The organism is Eikenella sp. Marseille-P7795 (assembly GCF_916618725.1).
Lineage (GTDB): Bacteria > Pseudomonadota > Gammaproteobacteria > Burkholderiales > Neisseriaceae > Eikenella > Eikenella longinqua.
Map to the genome: position 1 here is coordinate 63324 of NZ_CAKAJZ010000009.1, position 14488 is coordinate 77811.

Sequence of the window (14488 nt, forward strand, 5' to 3'; positions counted from 1 at the left end):
GCCTGGAAAGGCAGGGGCAAGTAGATGGAAAAATGGATAGCAGAAGCATATGAAATATTTGCACCTTATGGCGTGCGATTTCCGCTAAATATCTGTACCTGTAACAGTTGTTCCCCTGAAGATTTTCAGCGAGAACTGCTGCGTTATCCGTTGCGGGATGTCCCGACCGATATGTTGCAGGCGTATTTGGGCAGCGTGCCTTTGGAGGATGAAGCTGCGACGGCTTTAGATATGAAACATTTCCTGCCACGTATTTTGCAGGCTTTGGTTGATGGAGAAGATGTCAGACCGCTTGATGAAACGCTGCTCGATAAATTGCGCTGTGATTTGCCCGAATGCTGGACTGATAAAGAAATTCATTGGCTGAAACGCTTTGCCGCCGCTTGGTTTGCCGCGCAACTGACCGCACCCCGCTACGAAGGCTGCTTGGTCGCGTGGCTGAATATGTTTCAATTTGCCAGATTGGATGTCATCGACGAACTGTTGGCATTATGGACGGAGCAGACGGATAAAACAGGGGCTGTGCGCGAATTTGTCGGTTTGTATTCGGAAATTCCGTATGGAGGCAGCGAGCCGGATTGGTACAAAGTCTGCTATCTGCCCGAACATTGTCCTGACAGGGAACAATTTGCCGACTGACTTTCAGCTTGGTTTGCTCATCCCGATACACGTGCTGCATTCAAACGGGCTTTGGAACAAGCCTTGCTGGAAGGTAGGAAAAATGAAGAAGAAACATTGTTATGGGAGCAGTGTTATGACTGGCTGCCCCGTGTTGGATAAGCTTTGCAGCTTGTATTTAAAACAGAAAGGAAAATCAAAATGAGCGAAACCCTATCCCGCAGAGTGGGCCGTTTGGTGAGCGGCGGCTTCCATGCCCTGATTGACGCAGCGGAAAACCTCGCGCCCGAATCCGTGATGAATGAAAGCATCCGCGAAATCGAGCGCGCCGTAGACGAAGTGCGCGCCGAGCTGGGCAAAGTGCTGGCGCAGAAACACCTCGCCTCCAAGAAAATGGCCGACGAGAGCAACCGCCACGAAGCCATCGACGCCAACCTGCAAGCCGCCGTGGCCGCCGGGCGCGACGACCTGGCCGAAGCCGGCATTGCCGAGCAGATGGATATCGAAGCCCGCCTGCCTGTGTTGGAAAACACCATTGCCGACTGTGCTGCGCAGGAAAAAGAGCTCGAAGGCTTCATCGCCGCCCTGCAAGCGAAAAAACGCGAAATGCAGCAGCAGCTGCAAGATTGGCGCGCCGCCCAGCAAAACGCCGGCAGCGCAGGCCGCAGCGGCGGCGACATGAGCCGCATTGCCCGCAGTGCCGAAAAAAGCGGTAACGCCTTCGACCGCATCATGGGCCGGCAAAACGCCATCCACGGCAGCACCGACGCCGCCCAGCTGGCCAAGCTGAAAGAGCTGGAAGACCTCAGCCGCAGCAACCGCATCGCCGAACGCCTGGCCGCGCTGAAAGCCAACAGCAAAGAGTGAGCGGCCAATTTCAGGTAGCCTCAAGCAGGCAGATAGGGCTACCTGAAAATTCCGGCAAAACCAAGCCCTAGCCCAAGGAGCCAACCATGATTTTCGCCCTCGCCGCCGCCCTCGTTACCGCCGCCTTGCTTTACACCCTGCTGTTTGAGGATGGGCGCGAATTTATCGAAAGCGTGAAATCCTGCTTCACCCCCGAGCTCTTCCTTCCCAGCTTTCTTTTTCCTGGCTCAGACGAGGAAGACGATTGGGGGCAAACCAAACTCATAATCTGGATGCTGATCAGCATGCTGGTGGGCGCGTTGGCTTATGCCAAATTCGGTTAGCCATCGGCCGGGCTGGCTCTTGCCAACAATTTCAGGTAGCCAAAAACCGCAAAGGAAACAAGATGAAACCTTCAAGCAAGCAGCTCAACACACAGGAGAAACTCAAACACCTCGGCACGCTCGCCGTCATCTGGCTGCTGATTTCCGCCCTGTGGGCGGCCGTGGCCAATGCCGGCGGCAGCATGTCTTACGGCATCGCGCGCGTGGCCATGTTCACCATCTTCTGGAGCATCCTCGCCGCCGTGTATTCGCTGGTGTCGTTTATCCAAACCCTGTTTGGCAAGCCCAGCCCATCGTGGCCGAAAATCCTGCCGCCCGCGCTCGGGCTGTGGCTGTTTCTTTGTGCTTATGCCTTTGTTTTCAGGTAGCCCGAGCCGGGGAGAACGAGGCTACCTGAAAAATTTTGCAGCCGTTTTAACTACGTTGAAGCTAGCGCTTCAGGTAGCTTTATCCATCTTCAATACAAGGAGAAAAACCATGCCTATCAATGAATTTAACCAACCCATCGGCGAAAGCCTGCCCGGCTACACGCCCGGCGAACGCCCCACCGCCGAAGTGCTCTCCGGCCGCTACTGCCGTTTGGAAAAACTTTCCGCCGCACGGCACGGTGCGGATTTGTATGCCGTGTACGGCCCCGATTCGCCGCTGCCGAACTGGACGTACCTACCGCTCGACCCCGTGGCCGATGCCGCCGAGCTGGGCGCGCTGCTGCACAAGCTGGAGCAATCCGCCGACCCGTATTACTTCGCCATCATCGACCAGGCCGACGGCCGGGCAGTCGGCACCATGGCGCTGATGCGTGTGGATACGGCCAACCGCGTGATTGAGGTGGGCTGGGTAATTTATTCCGAGCGGCTCAAGCGCAGCCGCATTGCCTCCGAGGCGCAATTTTTGCTGTCGCAATATGTGTTTGAAACCCTGTGCTACCGCCGCTACGAATGGAAGTGCGACGCGCTGAACCAAGCCTCGCGCCGCGCCGCCGAGCGTTTGGGTTTCCGTTTCGAGGGCGTGTTTCGGCAGGCGGTGGTGTACAAAGGCCGCAACCGCGATACCGCCTGGTTTGCCATGCTCGATTCGGAATGGCCGCAGATTAAGCGGCGAATGCAGCGCTGGCTGGCCGAGGAGAATTTCGATGCGCAGGGGCGGCAGCGCGTGCCCTTGCAAGAGATGGAATGAACTCTTTAGAAAATCCATTCTAAGAAGCTGGCTAAAGAGGCAATACGGTTTTCAGGTAGCCTTCCCCCGCCTTGAGGCTACCTGAAAGCGCAAGCTTCAATGCAGTTAAAACGAAAGAAGCAAGTTTCCGCCAAGCTGAACACCCGATTAACCGACAACCCGCGAAAGACCCGCCATGTGGAACTTAATCAACGCCCCCGAAACCGAAATCTTCGGCATTGCCATCGCCCTGATGCTGATGCTCGGCCTCTTAGAGCTGCTCTCGCTGCTGGCCGGCGGCTTCACCGACTGGCTCGACAACCTGCTGCCCGACAGCCTCACCGAAGCCGATTTGGATACCGACCTGCACGGCGGCATCGAAGGCGCGGGCGCTTTCGTGCGCTTTTTGGATTGGCTGTATGTGGGGCGCGTGCCGCTGATGATGCTGCTGGTGGTGTTTCTCGCCGTGTTCGGGCTCTCGGGCTATGTGCTGCAATCCTTGTGTGCCAGCCTGTTTGGCGGCTACCTGAATGGGTGGCTGGCGGCGCTGGCGGCCTGGTTCCTCTCGCTGCCCCTGGTGCGGCTCACGGCGGGCGGCTTATACAAAATCATGCCGAAAGACGAAACCACCGCCGTGCCGCAGGCCAGCCTGGTGGGGCGTGTGGGCACGGTGGTGCTGGGCGAGGCGCGGCCGGGCAGCCCGGCGCAGGTGCGCGTGAAAGACAGCTACGGCCAGCAGCACTACGTGATGGCCGAGCCCGACGGCGAGGGCGTGCTCAAACAGGGCGAGGCGGTGCTGCTGGTGTCGCTGGCGGGCAATACGTTTAAGGCGATTGCCAATCCGAGCGGGAGCTTGGTGGATTAGAGGCTACCTGAAAAACAAAAATCAAGAGGAAACCATGAATAACTATGCTGTTGGGCAAAATCTGGCTGCCCGCTTGGCGACGTTGCGCCACAAGCCGCCGCAGGGCGTGGGCGTGGCGGGCGAGGGGCTGCTGTTTCGCCATTCGCTGCTGCGCGGCTAGCTGCTGCAACCATTGATGGCCTTGTGGCTCGGCGTGTTTTGCTGGGTGGGCGGCGGGTTGCAACTGCTGAAATGGAGCGTGCTGCCGCTGCCGGATGCGGCATATTGGCCGCTCACGGCGCTGTTTGCCCTGTTTTGGCTGTGGCGCACGGAGCGCTGGTGGTGCCCGCTGACCACGCGCAAATCGCTGTACCTCGATAGCGAGCGGCTGGTGGTGTATGGCGCGTTTGGGCGCATCCGCTATCAAGGCGGGCATGAAGGGGCGTATCGGGGCTTTTTTGCCGGCCTTCCCACGCAATACGAAATGTTCACGGGCGGCCTCTCGCTGCTCACCGGCCGCCGAGGCAGAAGCTTTTGGCAGGGCTTGGTGCTGGGGTGGGACAGGCACAATATCGGCGCCACGGCCGCCGAGGCATAAGCTGGCGGATACGGCAGGCTGGCCGGTTTATTCGGCCTGGCGTTGGGGCGGGGATTGAGGCTACCTGAAAATATTTTGGGATAAGGCAAAGCAGTCAGCCATATCGGATGGAAAAGTTGGGCTGCGGCCGGATGGAGAGAAAACCATGTCAAACAAAATCAAAGATTTGCCGCCGAGAGCTGAGCCTGCGGGGCGGTACGATACGGAGCTGGTGTTCAGGCAGATGGGGCTGCTGGCGGCGCTCACGCTGGGGTGGCTGCTGTTTGCCGGCTCTTGGCTGACGGGCGAGGCGACCACCACGCTGCGGCTGCAACAAATCAGCGGCTTGCTGCTGACCGGCTTTTATTTGTGGCGGTGCTGGCGGGGGCTGCGCAAAATCTGTTATCGCGCGGAAGAAGATTGCCTGTTGGTATATGCCGTGTCGCTGCGCGGCTGGCGGCTGGCCGGGCGCTATCCCTTGGCTGATTTTGCCGGGCTGTACCGCGGTGGCGAGGGCTCAATCGCCGAGGTGTGGCTGGCGGGCAAAAACGGCGGGCAGGATGTGCTGCTGGACAGGATATTTTTGGGCACGGGCGCATTGCGGAAACGCTTTGCGGCGTGTTTGGCGGAATTGAGCCGCGCCACGGGTTTGCCGGTGCGGGAGCGCTAGAGGCTACCTGAAAAAGAGGAAATGATGGATAAAAATAAAAACAAAACTGTGCTGCTGTATCCGGCCTCGTTTGGCGATATGGTGTTGGAAGGCGTGCTGGTGGGCGTGGCGCTGGCAGTGTTTGCGTTTATTGCGGCGGCTGTTTTGCTCGGCATTGTGGGCAAGGATTGGTGGCTGGTGCTGCTCGGCCTGCTGTCGGTTTTAATATTGGCCGTGATAGCGGGCGTGATTGCCGTGCCGTGGTGGCGGAAATATATGGTGAACGACATCCTGCGGCTGGACACAGAACGCGGGGTGCTGCAGCACGGGCGCTGGCGCGATAGGCAGGCGCAGCGGGAATATCCGCTCTCAATGTTTGCGGCGGTGGCGGCGGGGAAGGTGCAGGACGATTACCGCGGCTACTACGGGCGTTTGTGGCTGGGATCGGCGGATGGGGAAACCGATTTGATGCTGGGGGGAAAACTGCTGCCGATTAGAAACTCATTGAATGAGCTGGACAAAGTGCAGGCCCATATTGCCCGCGCCACGGGTTTGGCCAAAAGACCGATTATCAAGACGGAAATCCGCGCGGCAGAGGAAACGGCGGCCGATCCTGCCCGCTTGCAGGCGCTGCGGCCGAAGGTGCTGCCGCTGTGGCGGCAGGCGGTGAATTTGGCGGCGGCGGGGCTGTGGGTTTGGCTGGCGCTGTGGCTGGTGCGCAAGGCGGCAGGCGCGCAGGCGGGGGAGCTGCCGGGGCCGTTGCAGGGCTTGATGGTGCTGCTGGCGCTCGGGCTGTTGGCGGTGGCGGTGTCGGATGTGGCGGCGGTAATCCGTTCGCGGCGCAAGGCGGAAAAACCGAATACGGCGTGGCGGCAGCCTTCGGAGGCTAAAGCGGCGCTGGCGGCGGCACGGCGGTCGGCAAGCGAGCCGCAGCCGAAGCTGCCCGAGCGCGCCGCGCCGCAGCAAGCGGACGGGGCGGAGTTTGCCGTGTATTCGCTGGGCACTTTGCTTTCGCGCCTGCCGTTTCTGCTGTTTGCGCTGCTGGTGGCGTGGAGCGGGAGCGAGTTTGGCTGGCAGCGGCTGTTTTGGCTGGTGTTGGTCCTGCTCTCTATCGCGGGGCGGCTGGCGCACCGTTGGCACCATTTGCGCAAGCTGCGTTATGCGGCGCGGGAAGACGAGCTGATTGTGTACCGCCTACACAGTTTCCAATGGCTACCTGAAAAACGCTATGCGCTTTCCGATTTTTGCGGCATTTACAGCCGCGTGCGCTGCAACGGCATCAGCGTAGGCTTGAGCGAAATCTGGCTGGCGGGCAAGGCAGGCGGCAAAAACGTGCGGCTCTTGGAGGCGGATTCGATGATGCGCGACAACCGGCAAACGGCGGCGAAAACGGCGCGGGAAATCAGCCGCGTTACCGGGCTGCCGCTGCTGGAATATGTGCAAGGGGAAGAGGCTACCTGAAAACCGCAGCCAAAGCGGAGTTGCTGCGAAGCAACAGCACAAATTCCAACGCGGTTAAAAAGAGCGAAGCGGGCGAACAATATCGCTTGTGCGGAAGACGGTAAAGGAAATGAAAGATGAATAAAAACAACATCATGTTTCTGTATCCGTATTCCGAAACCATGCCGCCATGGCCGAAAACCTTGGTTTGCTCGGCGGCGGTTGGGGCGCTGTATTGGCTTGTGGTTACGCAGGGGTGGCTCGGCCACGGATTTTAGTTTGAATTTGTGCGGCTGGTGTTGCAGCTGTGGTTCTGCTGGCTGGTTATGGTGCCGGCGGGCAATCTGTGGCTGGCGTGGTGGCGCAGGCTGAAGGGCAAAAAGTTCCTGCGGCTGGATACGGCACGTGGAATGCTGTTGCACGGGCGCTGGCATCGGGGCTGGCAGGGGCAGCGGGAATATCCGCTTTTGATGTTTGCGGCGGTGGCGGCGGAGGAAGTGACTGATGATTACCGCGGCTACTACGGGCGTTTGTGGCTGGTGTCGGTGGATGGGCAGAACGATTTGGTGCTGGAGGAAAAACTGCCGCCGTATCGGAACTTATCGGTGCGGCTGGGCGGGCTGCAAAGCTATATTGCCCGCGCCACGGGTTTGGCCAAGCAGCCGATTATCTACACGAGAGTCCGTGCGGTAGGGGAAATGGCGACCAATCCGCAAAACGTGCGGGCGTTGCAGCCGAAGGCTAAGCGGGCAAGGGGGTGGCGGCAGCCTTCGGAGGCGAAAGCGGCGTTGGCAGCACGGCAGGCGGTATCCGCGCCGAGGCTGCCGGGGCGGGCAGCACCGCAGGCGCGGGATGGGGCGGAGTTTGCGGCGTATCCGCTGGGCACTTTGCTCTCGCGTATTCCGTTGCTGCTGTTGGCATGGCTGATGACGTTTCTTGGCCGGGGCAGCGTTAGCTGGCAGCTGTTTTGGCTGGCGTTGCTGGTGTGTATCGTGGGGCGGATGGCCTACCATTGTCGCCATCTGCGCAAGCTGCGTTATGCGGCGCGGGAGGATGAACTGATTGTGTACCGTCTGCGCAGTTTCCGATGGCTACCTGAAAAACGTTATGCGCTGCGGGAGTTTTGCGGCGTGTACTGCCGGGCGCGGGACGGCTTGTTTAGCGCCACGCCGAGCGAAATCTGGCTGGCGGGCAAAGCGGGCGGCAAGGATGTGCGGCTGCTTCAGGCGGATTTTATGATGCGGAATAATTTGAAAGCGGCAAAGCGGACGGCGAAAAAAATCAGCCGGGCTTGCGGGCTGCCGCTGCTGGAATATGTGCAAGGGGAAGAGGCTACCTGAAAATATCGGTTTTGGGTGAGGAGGGAGAAAGAGGAAATGACGGAGAAGAGCGGAAAAGTGATTTGGCTTTACCCGTATTCTGCTGCGGAATGCTGGCTGAAGGGGGTGCTGGTGTGGGGGATGGTTTTGTTGTTGGCTTGCCCTGCTGTGTGGCTGCTGGTGCCGGGTTTGCTGCGGCCGGAGCAGCCGTGGCTAGGCAAGTTGGTTGGCGGGGTGCTACTGTTGTTGTGTGGGATATTGACGTGGAAGCTGCTGGAGCAGTGGTGGCGGGAGCTGACTGCCGGCAAGATTCTGCGTTTGGATGTGGTGCGCGGGGTGTTGTTGCACGGTTATTGGCGTTGGGGTTGGCGGGAGTTGTCGGAATATCCGATTTCGGCCTTTGCTGCGGTGGCGGGGGAGCGGGTATGCAACGTTTCTTTGGGTTGGGGCAGCTATGAGCGGTTGTGGCTGGCGGGGGCGGATGGGCAGCATGATTTGATGATTGCGGAATGCGCTGCATCGAGGGGATTGAATAAGCTGGAGGCGGTGCAATACAAAATTTCCCGCTACACCGGATTGCCGCGTGTTCGGATTGGGAGTATGGAGATATAGGGGTTTCAGGTAGCCTTTCTTTTTTCAGGTAGCCTTTCTTTTTTCAGGTAGCCTATCTGGTTCGGGCTACCTGAAAAAAGGAAACGGGAACTCCTGCAAGGGAAAAGGCTTGCTTGCTTTGTGCGGTTGTGTGCATGGGTTTGCGGTTTTCAGGTAGCCTTTGGCGGCTGCCTGGCTGGGGAATATGTGTTCTTTAACAATCCGGTATGTTAAATCCGGCTGGCGCCGCAATCGACCAAGGTGTCGCCCACGCAGATGATTTGGCTGTGGAAGGCGTGGAGGCTGCTGCGGTGGCCGATGCTCACGATGATGCTTTCGGGCAGCTCGCGGCGCAGGAGGCGGTAGAGGGCGGCCTCGGTGTCTTCATCCAGGGCGGAGGTGGCTTCGTCGAGCAGCACGAGGCGGGGGCGGGCAACGAGGGCGCGCACGAAGGCGATGCGCTGGAGCTCACCAGGGGAGGTTGTTTTGCCAGTCGTCTTCGGTGTCGAGCTGGGGTTTCAGGTAGCCTAGGCGGCAGGCGTCGAGGGCGGCAGCGAGCTCGGGCTCGGAGGGGTGATGTTGGGGTAGCAGATGGCGCGGCGCAGGCTGCCTTGGGGGTGTAGGGGCGCTGGGGAGGAAGAGGATGTGTTCGCGCGGGGGCCGGCCATGTGGCCGCTGCTGCCGAAGGGCCAGAGGCCGGCGAGGGCGCGCAGCAGGGAGGTTTTGCCGCAGCCGGAGGGGCCTTGGATGAGGAGGGCGTCGCCGCTTTGGGCGTGCAGGTTGATGTTGCTGATGAGGGGCTCGCCGTTGTTGCGGTAGAGGGTGAGGTGTTGGGTGTGGAGGATGTGTTGGTGGCTGCGGTGTTCGGGCTGGCGGTAGGGTAGGTGGTCTTGCATGCTTTGGAAGAAGCCGTCGAGGCGTTCGAGCCGGGCTTGGTAGGCGGTGAAGTCTTTGTAGGAGTTGCGGAAGAAGGAGAGGGCGCGTTGCAGGCGGTTGAAGGCTTGTACGGTTTGGTGCATATCGCCGATTTTCACTTGGCCGGCGAAAAAGCGGGGGGCTTGCAGCATGAGGGGCAGCAGGTTGGAAATTTGGGTGATGCCGGTGTTGAAGCCGTTCAGCCCGAGGCTGCGGTACACAATCTGCCAGCGGTTGCGGATGATACGGTGGAAGCGGCGGCGCAGGTTGCGCTGTTCGGCGGCTTCGCCGTTGTAGAAGGCGATGCTTTCGGCGTGCTCGCGGATGCGCACGAGGGCGTAACGGTAGTCGCCGTTGTAGCGTTCGTTTTGGAAGTTGAGCTTCACCAGCGGGCGGCCGATCCACACGGAGGTGGCGGTGGCGAAGAGGATGAAGAGGTAGATAAACATCACCATGCCGCGCGGGATTTCCAGCCCCATGACGGCGAGCACGCCGGAGAGGCTCCACAGGATGGCGGTGAATTCCACGGTAGACACGACGGCGTTGATGAGCCCGCGCACCAAGCTCATGGTGGAGGCGATGAAGTCTTGTGCGTCTTGCTGGATGCGCTGGTCTACGTTGTCGGGGGCGTGGCGGCGCATGTGCAGGCGGTAGTAGTTTTTATGCGCGAGCCAGCGCTCGGTGAGCGCGGCGTTGAGCTTTTCCAGCCAGCGGATGAGGAAAACCTGCTCCAGAAAGTCGTTGGTGATGATGTGGATGATTTTGCACAGCACCAGCATGATGTTGATGCTGGCGAAAAACCAGAAGGCGGCGGCGGCTTTGTCTTGCAGCGAGCTGTAGAGGCCGTTGTAGAAGAAGGTGTTGAGCACGCTGATGCGCACTTCGAGCAGCACCATCAGGAGCAGCGTGCCCAGGAGCAGGGCGGTTTGCACGGCGCTGCTGCGCGAGAGGCAGGGGCGCACGATGCGCTCGAAGCGCCGGCCGAAGGTGGTGCGCCGCAGCAGCAGGGCGGCGAGCAGGCAAAACAGCAATACGCCGCAAAAGCTTTGCAACAGCCACAGGGGGCTGCCCAAGAGCTCGGTTTTCCATTGTTCTTGTTTCATGGTGTGCGGGTGGGGTGGGGTAAGGTTATTTTCAGGTAGCCTTTAAGCGGGTTTGGGCGGGCGGCAGGCTACCTGAAAAATCAAAATGCGTATTGAAAGCAGGCAAGCCAAACAGCGCGGAAGGCTACCTGAAAAACGGAGCTGCATTTTTCAGGTAGCCTCTTGCGGGGGCTGTGCCGCCCCAACGCTTAAAACTCAAACTTGGCGGAAATGCTGACTTCGCGCGGGTTGCCGATGGCGATCATCGGGTATTGCGCGGAAGAGCCCACGGTGGAGGTGTAATACAGGCGGTTGGTCAGGTTTTTGCCGTTGAGGCGCACGTTGAGTTTGTTGCCGCCGAAACGGGTTTCATAGGAAACGAAGGCGTCGGCCACGGTGGCAGAAGGCACTTTCCACAAGCGGCCGTTGTTGTCGGCATCTTTGGCAATATACCAAGCGCCGTTGTATTTGGCGCCGAGGCCGGCACGCCAGTTGCCGCCCAGCGCGTTGCCGAAATCGTAGGTGAGGTAGAGGCCGAACTGGTTGCGCGGGGTGTTGTTCAGCGGCAGGCCGACCAATGTGGGTCTGCCATCCAGCATCTTGGTTTCGGTGTAGGCGTAGTTGGCGTTCACGCCCAGGCGCTCGGTAATCTGACCGCCCATTTCGGCTTCAAAGCCCATGGAGCGGGCGCGGGCATCGTAGAAATACTGCCTGTTGCTAGCGGGGCCGACAGAATAGCTGACGTTATCCCGAATGATATGGAAGGCAGCCACAGCGGCGGAGAGGCGCTCGCCGGCAAATTTGGCGCCAATTTCAAAGGCGCGGCCTTTTTCGGGATTAACACTACCCGGAACTTCGTTGGCGATGGCTACCTGCGGGCGGAAGGAGGTGGCGTAGCTGCCGTAGAGCGACCATTGCGGGGTGAGGCGGTAGGTAACGCCGAGCGAGGGCGAGAGGTTCCAGCCGTGGTTGTCGGTGTTGGCTTTGAATACGAAGTTGCGGTTGGCGCGGCCGGCGTATTGGTCGTAGTAGTCTGCGCGCAGGCCGGCAGACACAATCCATTTTTCGCCGAAGTGGATGTCGTCGTTGGCATACAGGGCGAAGGTTTTGAGGATTTCGGTTTGCTGCGTGTTGTTGCCCTGGCCGTCGATGGTGTTCACGCCGGGCTGTGGGGAGATTTGGCCATACACGGGGTTATGCATATCGAGGTTGTACTGGAGCGGGCTTTGATAGATTTTGCCCAGCAGGCGGTCGTTGTGCATGGCTTCGATGCCAAAACCGAGTTTGTGGCGCACGCGGCCCCAGCGCACGTCGCCGTTGAGGTTGAGGGCGAGGTTGTGCACGCGCAAACGGGCGTCCTGCGTACCGTCGATACGGCGGCGTACCCTACCGTAGTTTGGTAATGCGGGATCACTTCTAATGCCTGCTTCGGTATTGAGGATACGGGCTTTCCAGTCGTCGTAGGTGTGGTAGGTGAAGCCATAGTTGAGGCGGGCTTTCCAGTTGTCGTTCAGATAGTGGTCGAGGGTGAACTGGAAGAGGTGGTTTTTGCCGCTCTGCTCGCTGAAGGGTTCGTCTAGGCGGCGCTCGGCGGGGATGGCGAGGGGTTTGCCGTAGTTGGCGGTGTCAGCGGAATCAATGAAGGTGCCGCGGTCGAAGGGCACGGTGTAGTTTAAGTATTCGTAGGAGGCGGTGAGGGTGGTTTTCTCGCCGATCCATTTGATGGAGGGGGCGAGGGTGGTTTGCTTGATTTCGCCGAAGTTGCGCCAGTAGTCGCTTTGGCGGTGATCGGCAATGAAGCGGTAGGCCAGGCTGTGGCTGTTGCCGATGGGGCCGGTGAAATCCACGCCGATTTGGCGGGCGCTGTGGCTGCCGAGGCTGGCGCTGACGGAGCGGGCGGGTTTGAGCTGCGGCTGTTTGGTAACCACGTTTACCACGCCGCCGGGGTCTTGCACGCCGTAGAGTGTGGAGGCGGGGCCTTTGAGTACTTCCACGCGCTCGGCGGTGGGGCTGAACACGTGGGTTTGTGTCATCTGCATGCCGTTGCGCAGCACGGAGTTGTCGCGGTTGTCGCCGAAGCCGCGTTTTACCACGGCTTCGAGCGTGCCGGCCAGGGTGTTGGCCTGGCGGATGCCGCTCACGGTGAGCAGGGCTTCATCCAGCGAGCCGGGGCGGCGGTCTTCAAGCACGGCGGGGGTAACGATGTTTACGCTGCGCGGCACTTCGAGCAGAGGGGTGTTGCCGCCGCCGATCACGTCGGCGGAAATGGGCTGGTAGCCGCTGGCGTAGCGGCGGCGGGCGGTGATTTCGATGGTTTCGAGCTCGGCGCTGTCGGCGGCTTCGGCGTTTGCCTGGGCGGGCGCGGCTTGCGTGCCTTCGGCTTGGAGCAGGCCGGGGCTGCCGATGGCGGCGAGGGCGAGGATGAGGGTTTTGAGGTGTGCGTGCTGCGGTTTTTTCATAGACGGTTTTCCATAAAGAAAGGCAGTGAGAGCTAAGCTACTGCCGTATCGGTTAAAACAAGCGGTATTGAGAACGGTTGGCATTCTAATGGGCGCTGGCTGTTTGGCAAGCCGCAGGCGGGCTGTTTTTGGTTAACGTGATGTTTTGTTGATGAAAAATTGTTTGTAAAAGCGGGGTGTTGTTGCAAAAGGGTTACAGATTGGCATGGAGTTGAATGAAAAGGGCGGGGCCGGGCGGGGAATAGGCTACCTGAAAAGGGTTTTGGGGGAAAATGGCGGGCGGTTTCAGGCGGGCTGCGGGGATGGAGGCTACCTGAAAAAAGGAAATGGATGATTGGGAATTTGCTGGCAAAGGATTTTCAGGTAGCCTCTTGGCCGCTTGAGGCTACCTGAAAAATCTCGGGGTATTGGGTGTATTGCAAAACGGAAGCATCACAACGGAAGTGAGAGAAATCATGGCTGGAAAAAGCAAAAAACCGCGTTACCGCAAGGGCGGCGGGAAGGCGGGTTGGAACAGCGGGTATTTGCGTATCGACTCGGATGTGGGGCTGATGGCCGAGCCGGGGGTGCGCCGTGCGGGCGGGCAGACGGTATATCTGAACGGATGGCTGCGCAGTTTGCTTCCGGCGTTGTTGGCGTGGGCGATTGTGGGACTGCTGGGTTTGCTGGTTTGTGCTCTTGCTGGGAGCGTGCTGGGGGATAGGGCGGCTAAGTGGGCGGGTCTGTCGGCGGTGCTGCTGGGCTTGAAATGCTCGGAAGGCTGGTGGTTTGGGCTGACTTGCCGACGCTTTGCGATGGTGGACGGCAGGCAGTTGGTGGTATATGGGGCGTTGGGGCGGGTGCGTTTCCGTTGCGGGCTCAACTGGCAGTTTGAATACGATGGGGGTTTGTGTGCTGTCTCGCCAGATGGGCGTTCCCGCTGGTTTTCGCTGATTTGCTGTGCCAACCGTTATGCTTTATTGGACAGATTAGGAGCGGAGGTCTGTGATGGCCAAGTGCGGGAGGATTGGCAGCAGTGGTGGCGTGAGTTCGCGCAAAGTCAGCCGCTGCGTCATAAAAAGCTTCTAGTGGCGATATATGCGGAGACAGCAGCTTTCTTGCTGACGACGTGGCCGATATTGTCGGGGGAGTGGCTTTCCATCCGCCTGCTGCCGACGGTTTGGTGTGCGGCGGCGGCACTGACGGCGTTGTGGCTGCTGCCGATGGCTTGGTGGGGCAGGGGTGTGCTGGCGGGCAACCGGCGCTTTAGGCTGCCTGAACATCATGTTTGGCGGCGTTCTGCTGCCGGGCGGGTGGCGGCAGCGGTGTTGTTTGCTGGGAAGCTGGCGCTGTTTTGGCTGGTGATGGGGGCGATATTTGCGTGCCCGGTGGCTTGGGTGGGAGGCTGGCTGAGCTTGCAGTGGCAGCCGTATCAGGCGGTGTCGGCCGTGGAGTTGGCGGATACGGGGGATACGTGCCTCTCTGGCAGATACGGGCCGCGGGTGCCGAGCATTGTGGTGCGGCTGCCGGAGGAATATGCAGCGTTTGACGGCGCGTGGTGCAGCCGTTTGAGGGACGATGTGTATCTGCTGGAAGACGGCAGCACGGTGTATCTGCGCGGGAATGTGTTTGCCCGCGAGCTGCTCTTCCGGCGGCCTTAGTCATTTTCA

At 59.9% G+C, this 14488-nt stretch carries 16 protein-coding genes and 1 pseudogene; 14 read left to right on the plus strand and 3 right to left on the minus strand.

From position 1 onward, the window contains the following. The first annotated feature begins 24 nt into the window (after positions 1–24). The 13 genes from LG371_RS10655 (at position 25) to LG371_RS10710 (ending at position 8404) form a co-directional block, all read left to right on the plus strand. Positions 25–639, plus strand: coding sequence for a hypothetical protein (locus LG371_RS10655; protein WP_225748457.1), 615 nt, complete (start codon positions 25–27; stop codon positions 637–639). 180 nt (positions 640–819) lie between these two features. Next, entirely contained in the window at positions 820–1485 is a 666-nt protein-coding gene (locus LG371_RS10660; RefSeq protein ID WP_225748458.1) for a PspA/IM30 family protein, read from the plus strand. A gap of 86 nt (positions 1486–1571) precedes the next feature. Next, positions 1572–1808 (plus strand): hypothetical protein, encoded by a 237-nt coding sequence (locus tag LG371_RS10665; protein WP_067591382.1) that lies wholly within the window; start codon positions 1572–1574, stop codon positions 1806–1808. 62 nt (positions 1809–1870) lie between these two features. Then, positions 1871–2176, plus strand: coding sequence for a hypothetical protein (locus LG371_RS10670; protein ID WP_225748459.1), 306 nt, complete (start codon positions 1871–1873; stop codon positions 2174–2176). A gap of 109 nt (positions 2177–2285) precedes the next feature. Next, positions 2286–2984, plus strand: coding sequence for a GNAT family N-acetyltransferase (locus tag LG371_RS10675; protein WP_225748460.1), 699 nt, complete (start codon positions 2286–2288; stop codon positions 2982–2984). 175 nt (positions 2985–3159) lie between these two features. Further along, complete coding sequence (locus LG371_RS10680; RefSeq protein WP_225748461.1) at positions 3160–3828, plus strand: YqiJ family protein; 669 nt, start codon at positions 3160–3162, stop codon at positions 3826–3828. Positions 3829–3862: 34 nt separating this feature from the next. Then, positions 3863–3988, plus strand: coding sequence for a hypothetical protein (locus LG371_RS12285; RefSeq protein ID WP_255593132.1), 126 nt, complete (start codon positions 3863–3865; stop codon positions 3986–3988). Between the two features lie 15 nt (positions 3989–4003). Continuing rightward, positions 4004–4405, plus strand: coding sequence for a hypothetical protein (locus tag LG371_RS10685; protein ID WP_225748462.1), 402 nt, complete (start codon positions 4004–4006; stop codon positions 4403–4405). Between the two features lie 145 nt (positions 4406–4550). Continuing rightward, positions 4551–5054 (plus strand): hypothetical protein, encoded by a 504-nt coding sequence (locus tag LG371_RS10690; protein ID WP_156503483.1) that lies wholly within the window; start codon positions 4551–4553, stop codon positions 5052–5054. A 21-nt stretch (positions 5055–5075) separates the two neighbouring features. Continuing rightward, positions 5076–6494, plus strand: a complete 1419-nt coding sequence (locus LG371_RS10695) for a hypothetical protein (protein ID WP_225748463.1) — start codon at positions 5076–5078, stop codon at positions 6492–6494. Between the two features lie 116 nt (positions 6495–6610). Then, positions 6611–6751: a hypothetical protein gene (locus LG371_RS10700; protein WP_225748464.1), complete on the plus strand. Its 141-nt coding sequence runs from the start codon at positions 6611–6613 to the stop codon at positions 6749–6751. 9 nt (positions 6752–6760) lie between these two features. After that, entirely contained in the window at positions 6761–7813 is a 1053-nt protein-coding gene (locus LG371_RS10705; RefSeq protein ID WP_225748465.1) for a hypothetical protein, read from the plus strand. A gap of 36 nt (positions 7814–7849) precedes the next feature. Next, positions 7850–8404, plus strand: coding sequence for a hypothetical protein (locus LG371_RS10710; protein ID WP_225748466.1), 555 nt, complete (start codon positions 7850–7852; stop codon positions 8402–8404). A gap of 209 nt (positions 8405–8613) precedes the next feature. On the opposite strand, the pseudogene LG371_RS12335 reads toward LG371_RS10710, so the two are convergent. The 3 genes and pseudogenes from LG371_RS12335 to LG371_RS10720 all read right to left on the minus strand — a co-directional run. Further along, positions 8614–8871 (minus strand): annotated as a pseudogene (locus LG371_RS12335) (ABC transporter ATP-binding protein/permease); the annotation flags it as partial. A 39-nt stretch (positions 8872–8910) separates the two neighbouring features. Beyond that, complete coding sequence (locus LG371_RS10715; protein ID WP_305054852.1) at positions 8911–10401, minus strand: ABC transporter ATP-binding protein/permease; 1491 nt, start codon at positions 10399–10401, stop codon at positions 8911–8913. A gap of 188 nt (positions 10402–10589) precedes the next feature. Continuing rightward, positions 10590–12839 (minus strand): TonB-dependent siderophore receptor, encoded by a 2250-nt coding sequence (locus tag LG371_RS10720; protein WP_225748467.1) that lies wholly within the window; start codon positions 12837–12839, stop codon positions 10590–10592. 524 nt (positions 12840–13363) lie between these two features. Between LG371_RS10720 and LG371_RS10725 the strand changes: the two genes are divergently transcribed. Continuing rightward, positions 13364–14479, plus strand: coding sequence for a hypothetical protein (locus LG371_RS10725; RefSeq protein WP_225748468.1), 1116 nt, complete (start codon positions 13364–13366; stop codon positions 14477–14479). Positions 14480–14488 lie beyond the last annotated feature (9 nt).

Coding starts and splice junctions, on each gene's coding strand:
- LG371_RS10655 (WP_225748457.1), top strand. CDS start 25: ATGGAAAAATGGATAGCAGAAGCATATGAAATATTTGCACCTTATGGC.
- LG371_RS10660 (WP_225748458.1), top strand. CDS start 820: ATGAGCGAAACCCTATCCCGCAGAGTGGGCCGTTTGGTGAGCGGCGGC.
- LG371_RS10665 (WP_067591382.1), top strand. CDS start 1,572: ATGATTTTCGCCCTCGCCGCCGCCCTCGTTACCGCCGCCTTGCTTTAC.
- LG371_RS10670 (WP_225748459.1), top strand. CDS start 1,871: ATGAAACCTTCAAGCAAGCAGCTCAACACACAGGAGAAACTCAAACAC.
- LG371_RS10675 (WP_225748460.1), top strand. CDS start 2,286: ATGCCTATCAATGAATTTAACCAACCCATCGGCGAAAGCCTGCCCGGC.
- LG371_RS10680 (WP_225748461.1), top strand. CDS start 3,160: ATGTGGAACTTAATCAACGCCCCCGAAACCGAAATCTTCGGCATTGCC.
- LG371_RS12285 (WP_255593132.1), top strand. CDS start 3,863: ATGAATAACTATGCTGTTGGGCAAAATCTGGCTGCCCGCTTGGCGACG.
- LG371_RS10685 (WP_225748462.1), top strand. CDS start 4,004: ATGGCCTTGTGGCTCGGCGTGTTTTGCTGGGTGGGCGGCGGGTTGCAA.
- LG371_RS10690 (WP_156503483.1), top strand. CDS start 4,551: ATGTCAAACAAAATCAAAGATTTGCCGCCGAGAGCTGAGCCTGCGGGG.
- LG371_RS10695 (WP_225748463.1), top strand. CDS start 5,076: ATGATGGATAAAAATAAAAACAAAACTGTGCTGCTGTATCCGGCCTCG.
- LG371_RS10700 (WP_225748464.1), top strand. CDS start 6,611: ATGAATAAAAACAACATCATGTTTCTGTATCCGTATTCCGAAACCATG.
- LG371_RS10710 (WP_225748466.1), top strand. CDS start 7,850: ATGACGGAGAAGAGCGGAAAAGTGATTTGGCTTTACCCGTATTCTGCT.
- LG371_RS10715 (WP_305054852.1), bottom strand. CDS start 10,401: ATGAAACAAGAACAATGGAAAACCGAGCTCTTGGGCAGCCCCCTGTGG.
- LG371_RS10720 (WP_225748467.1), bottom strand. CDS start 12,839: ATGAAAAAACCGCAGCACGCACACCTCAAAACCCTCATCCTCGCCCTC.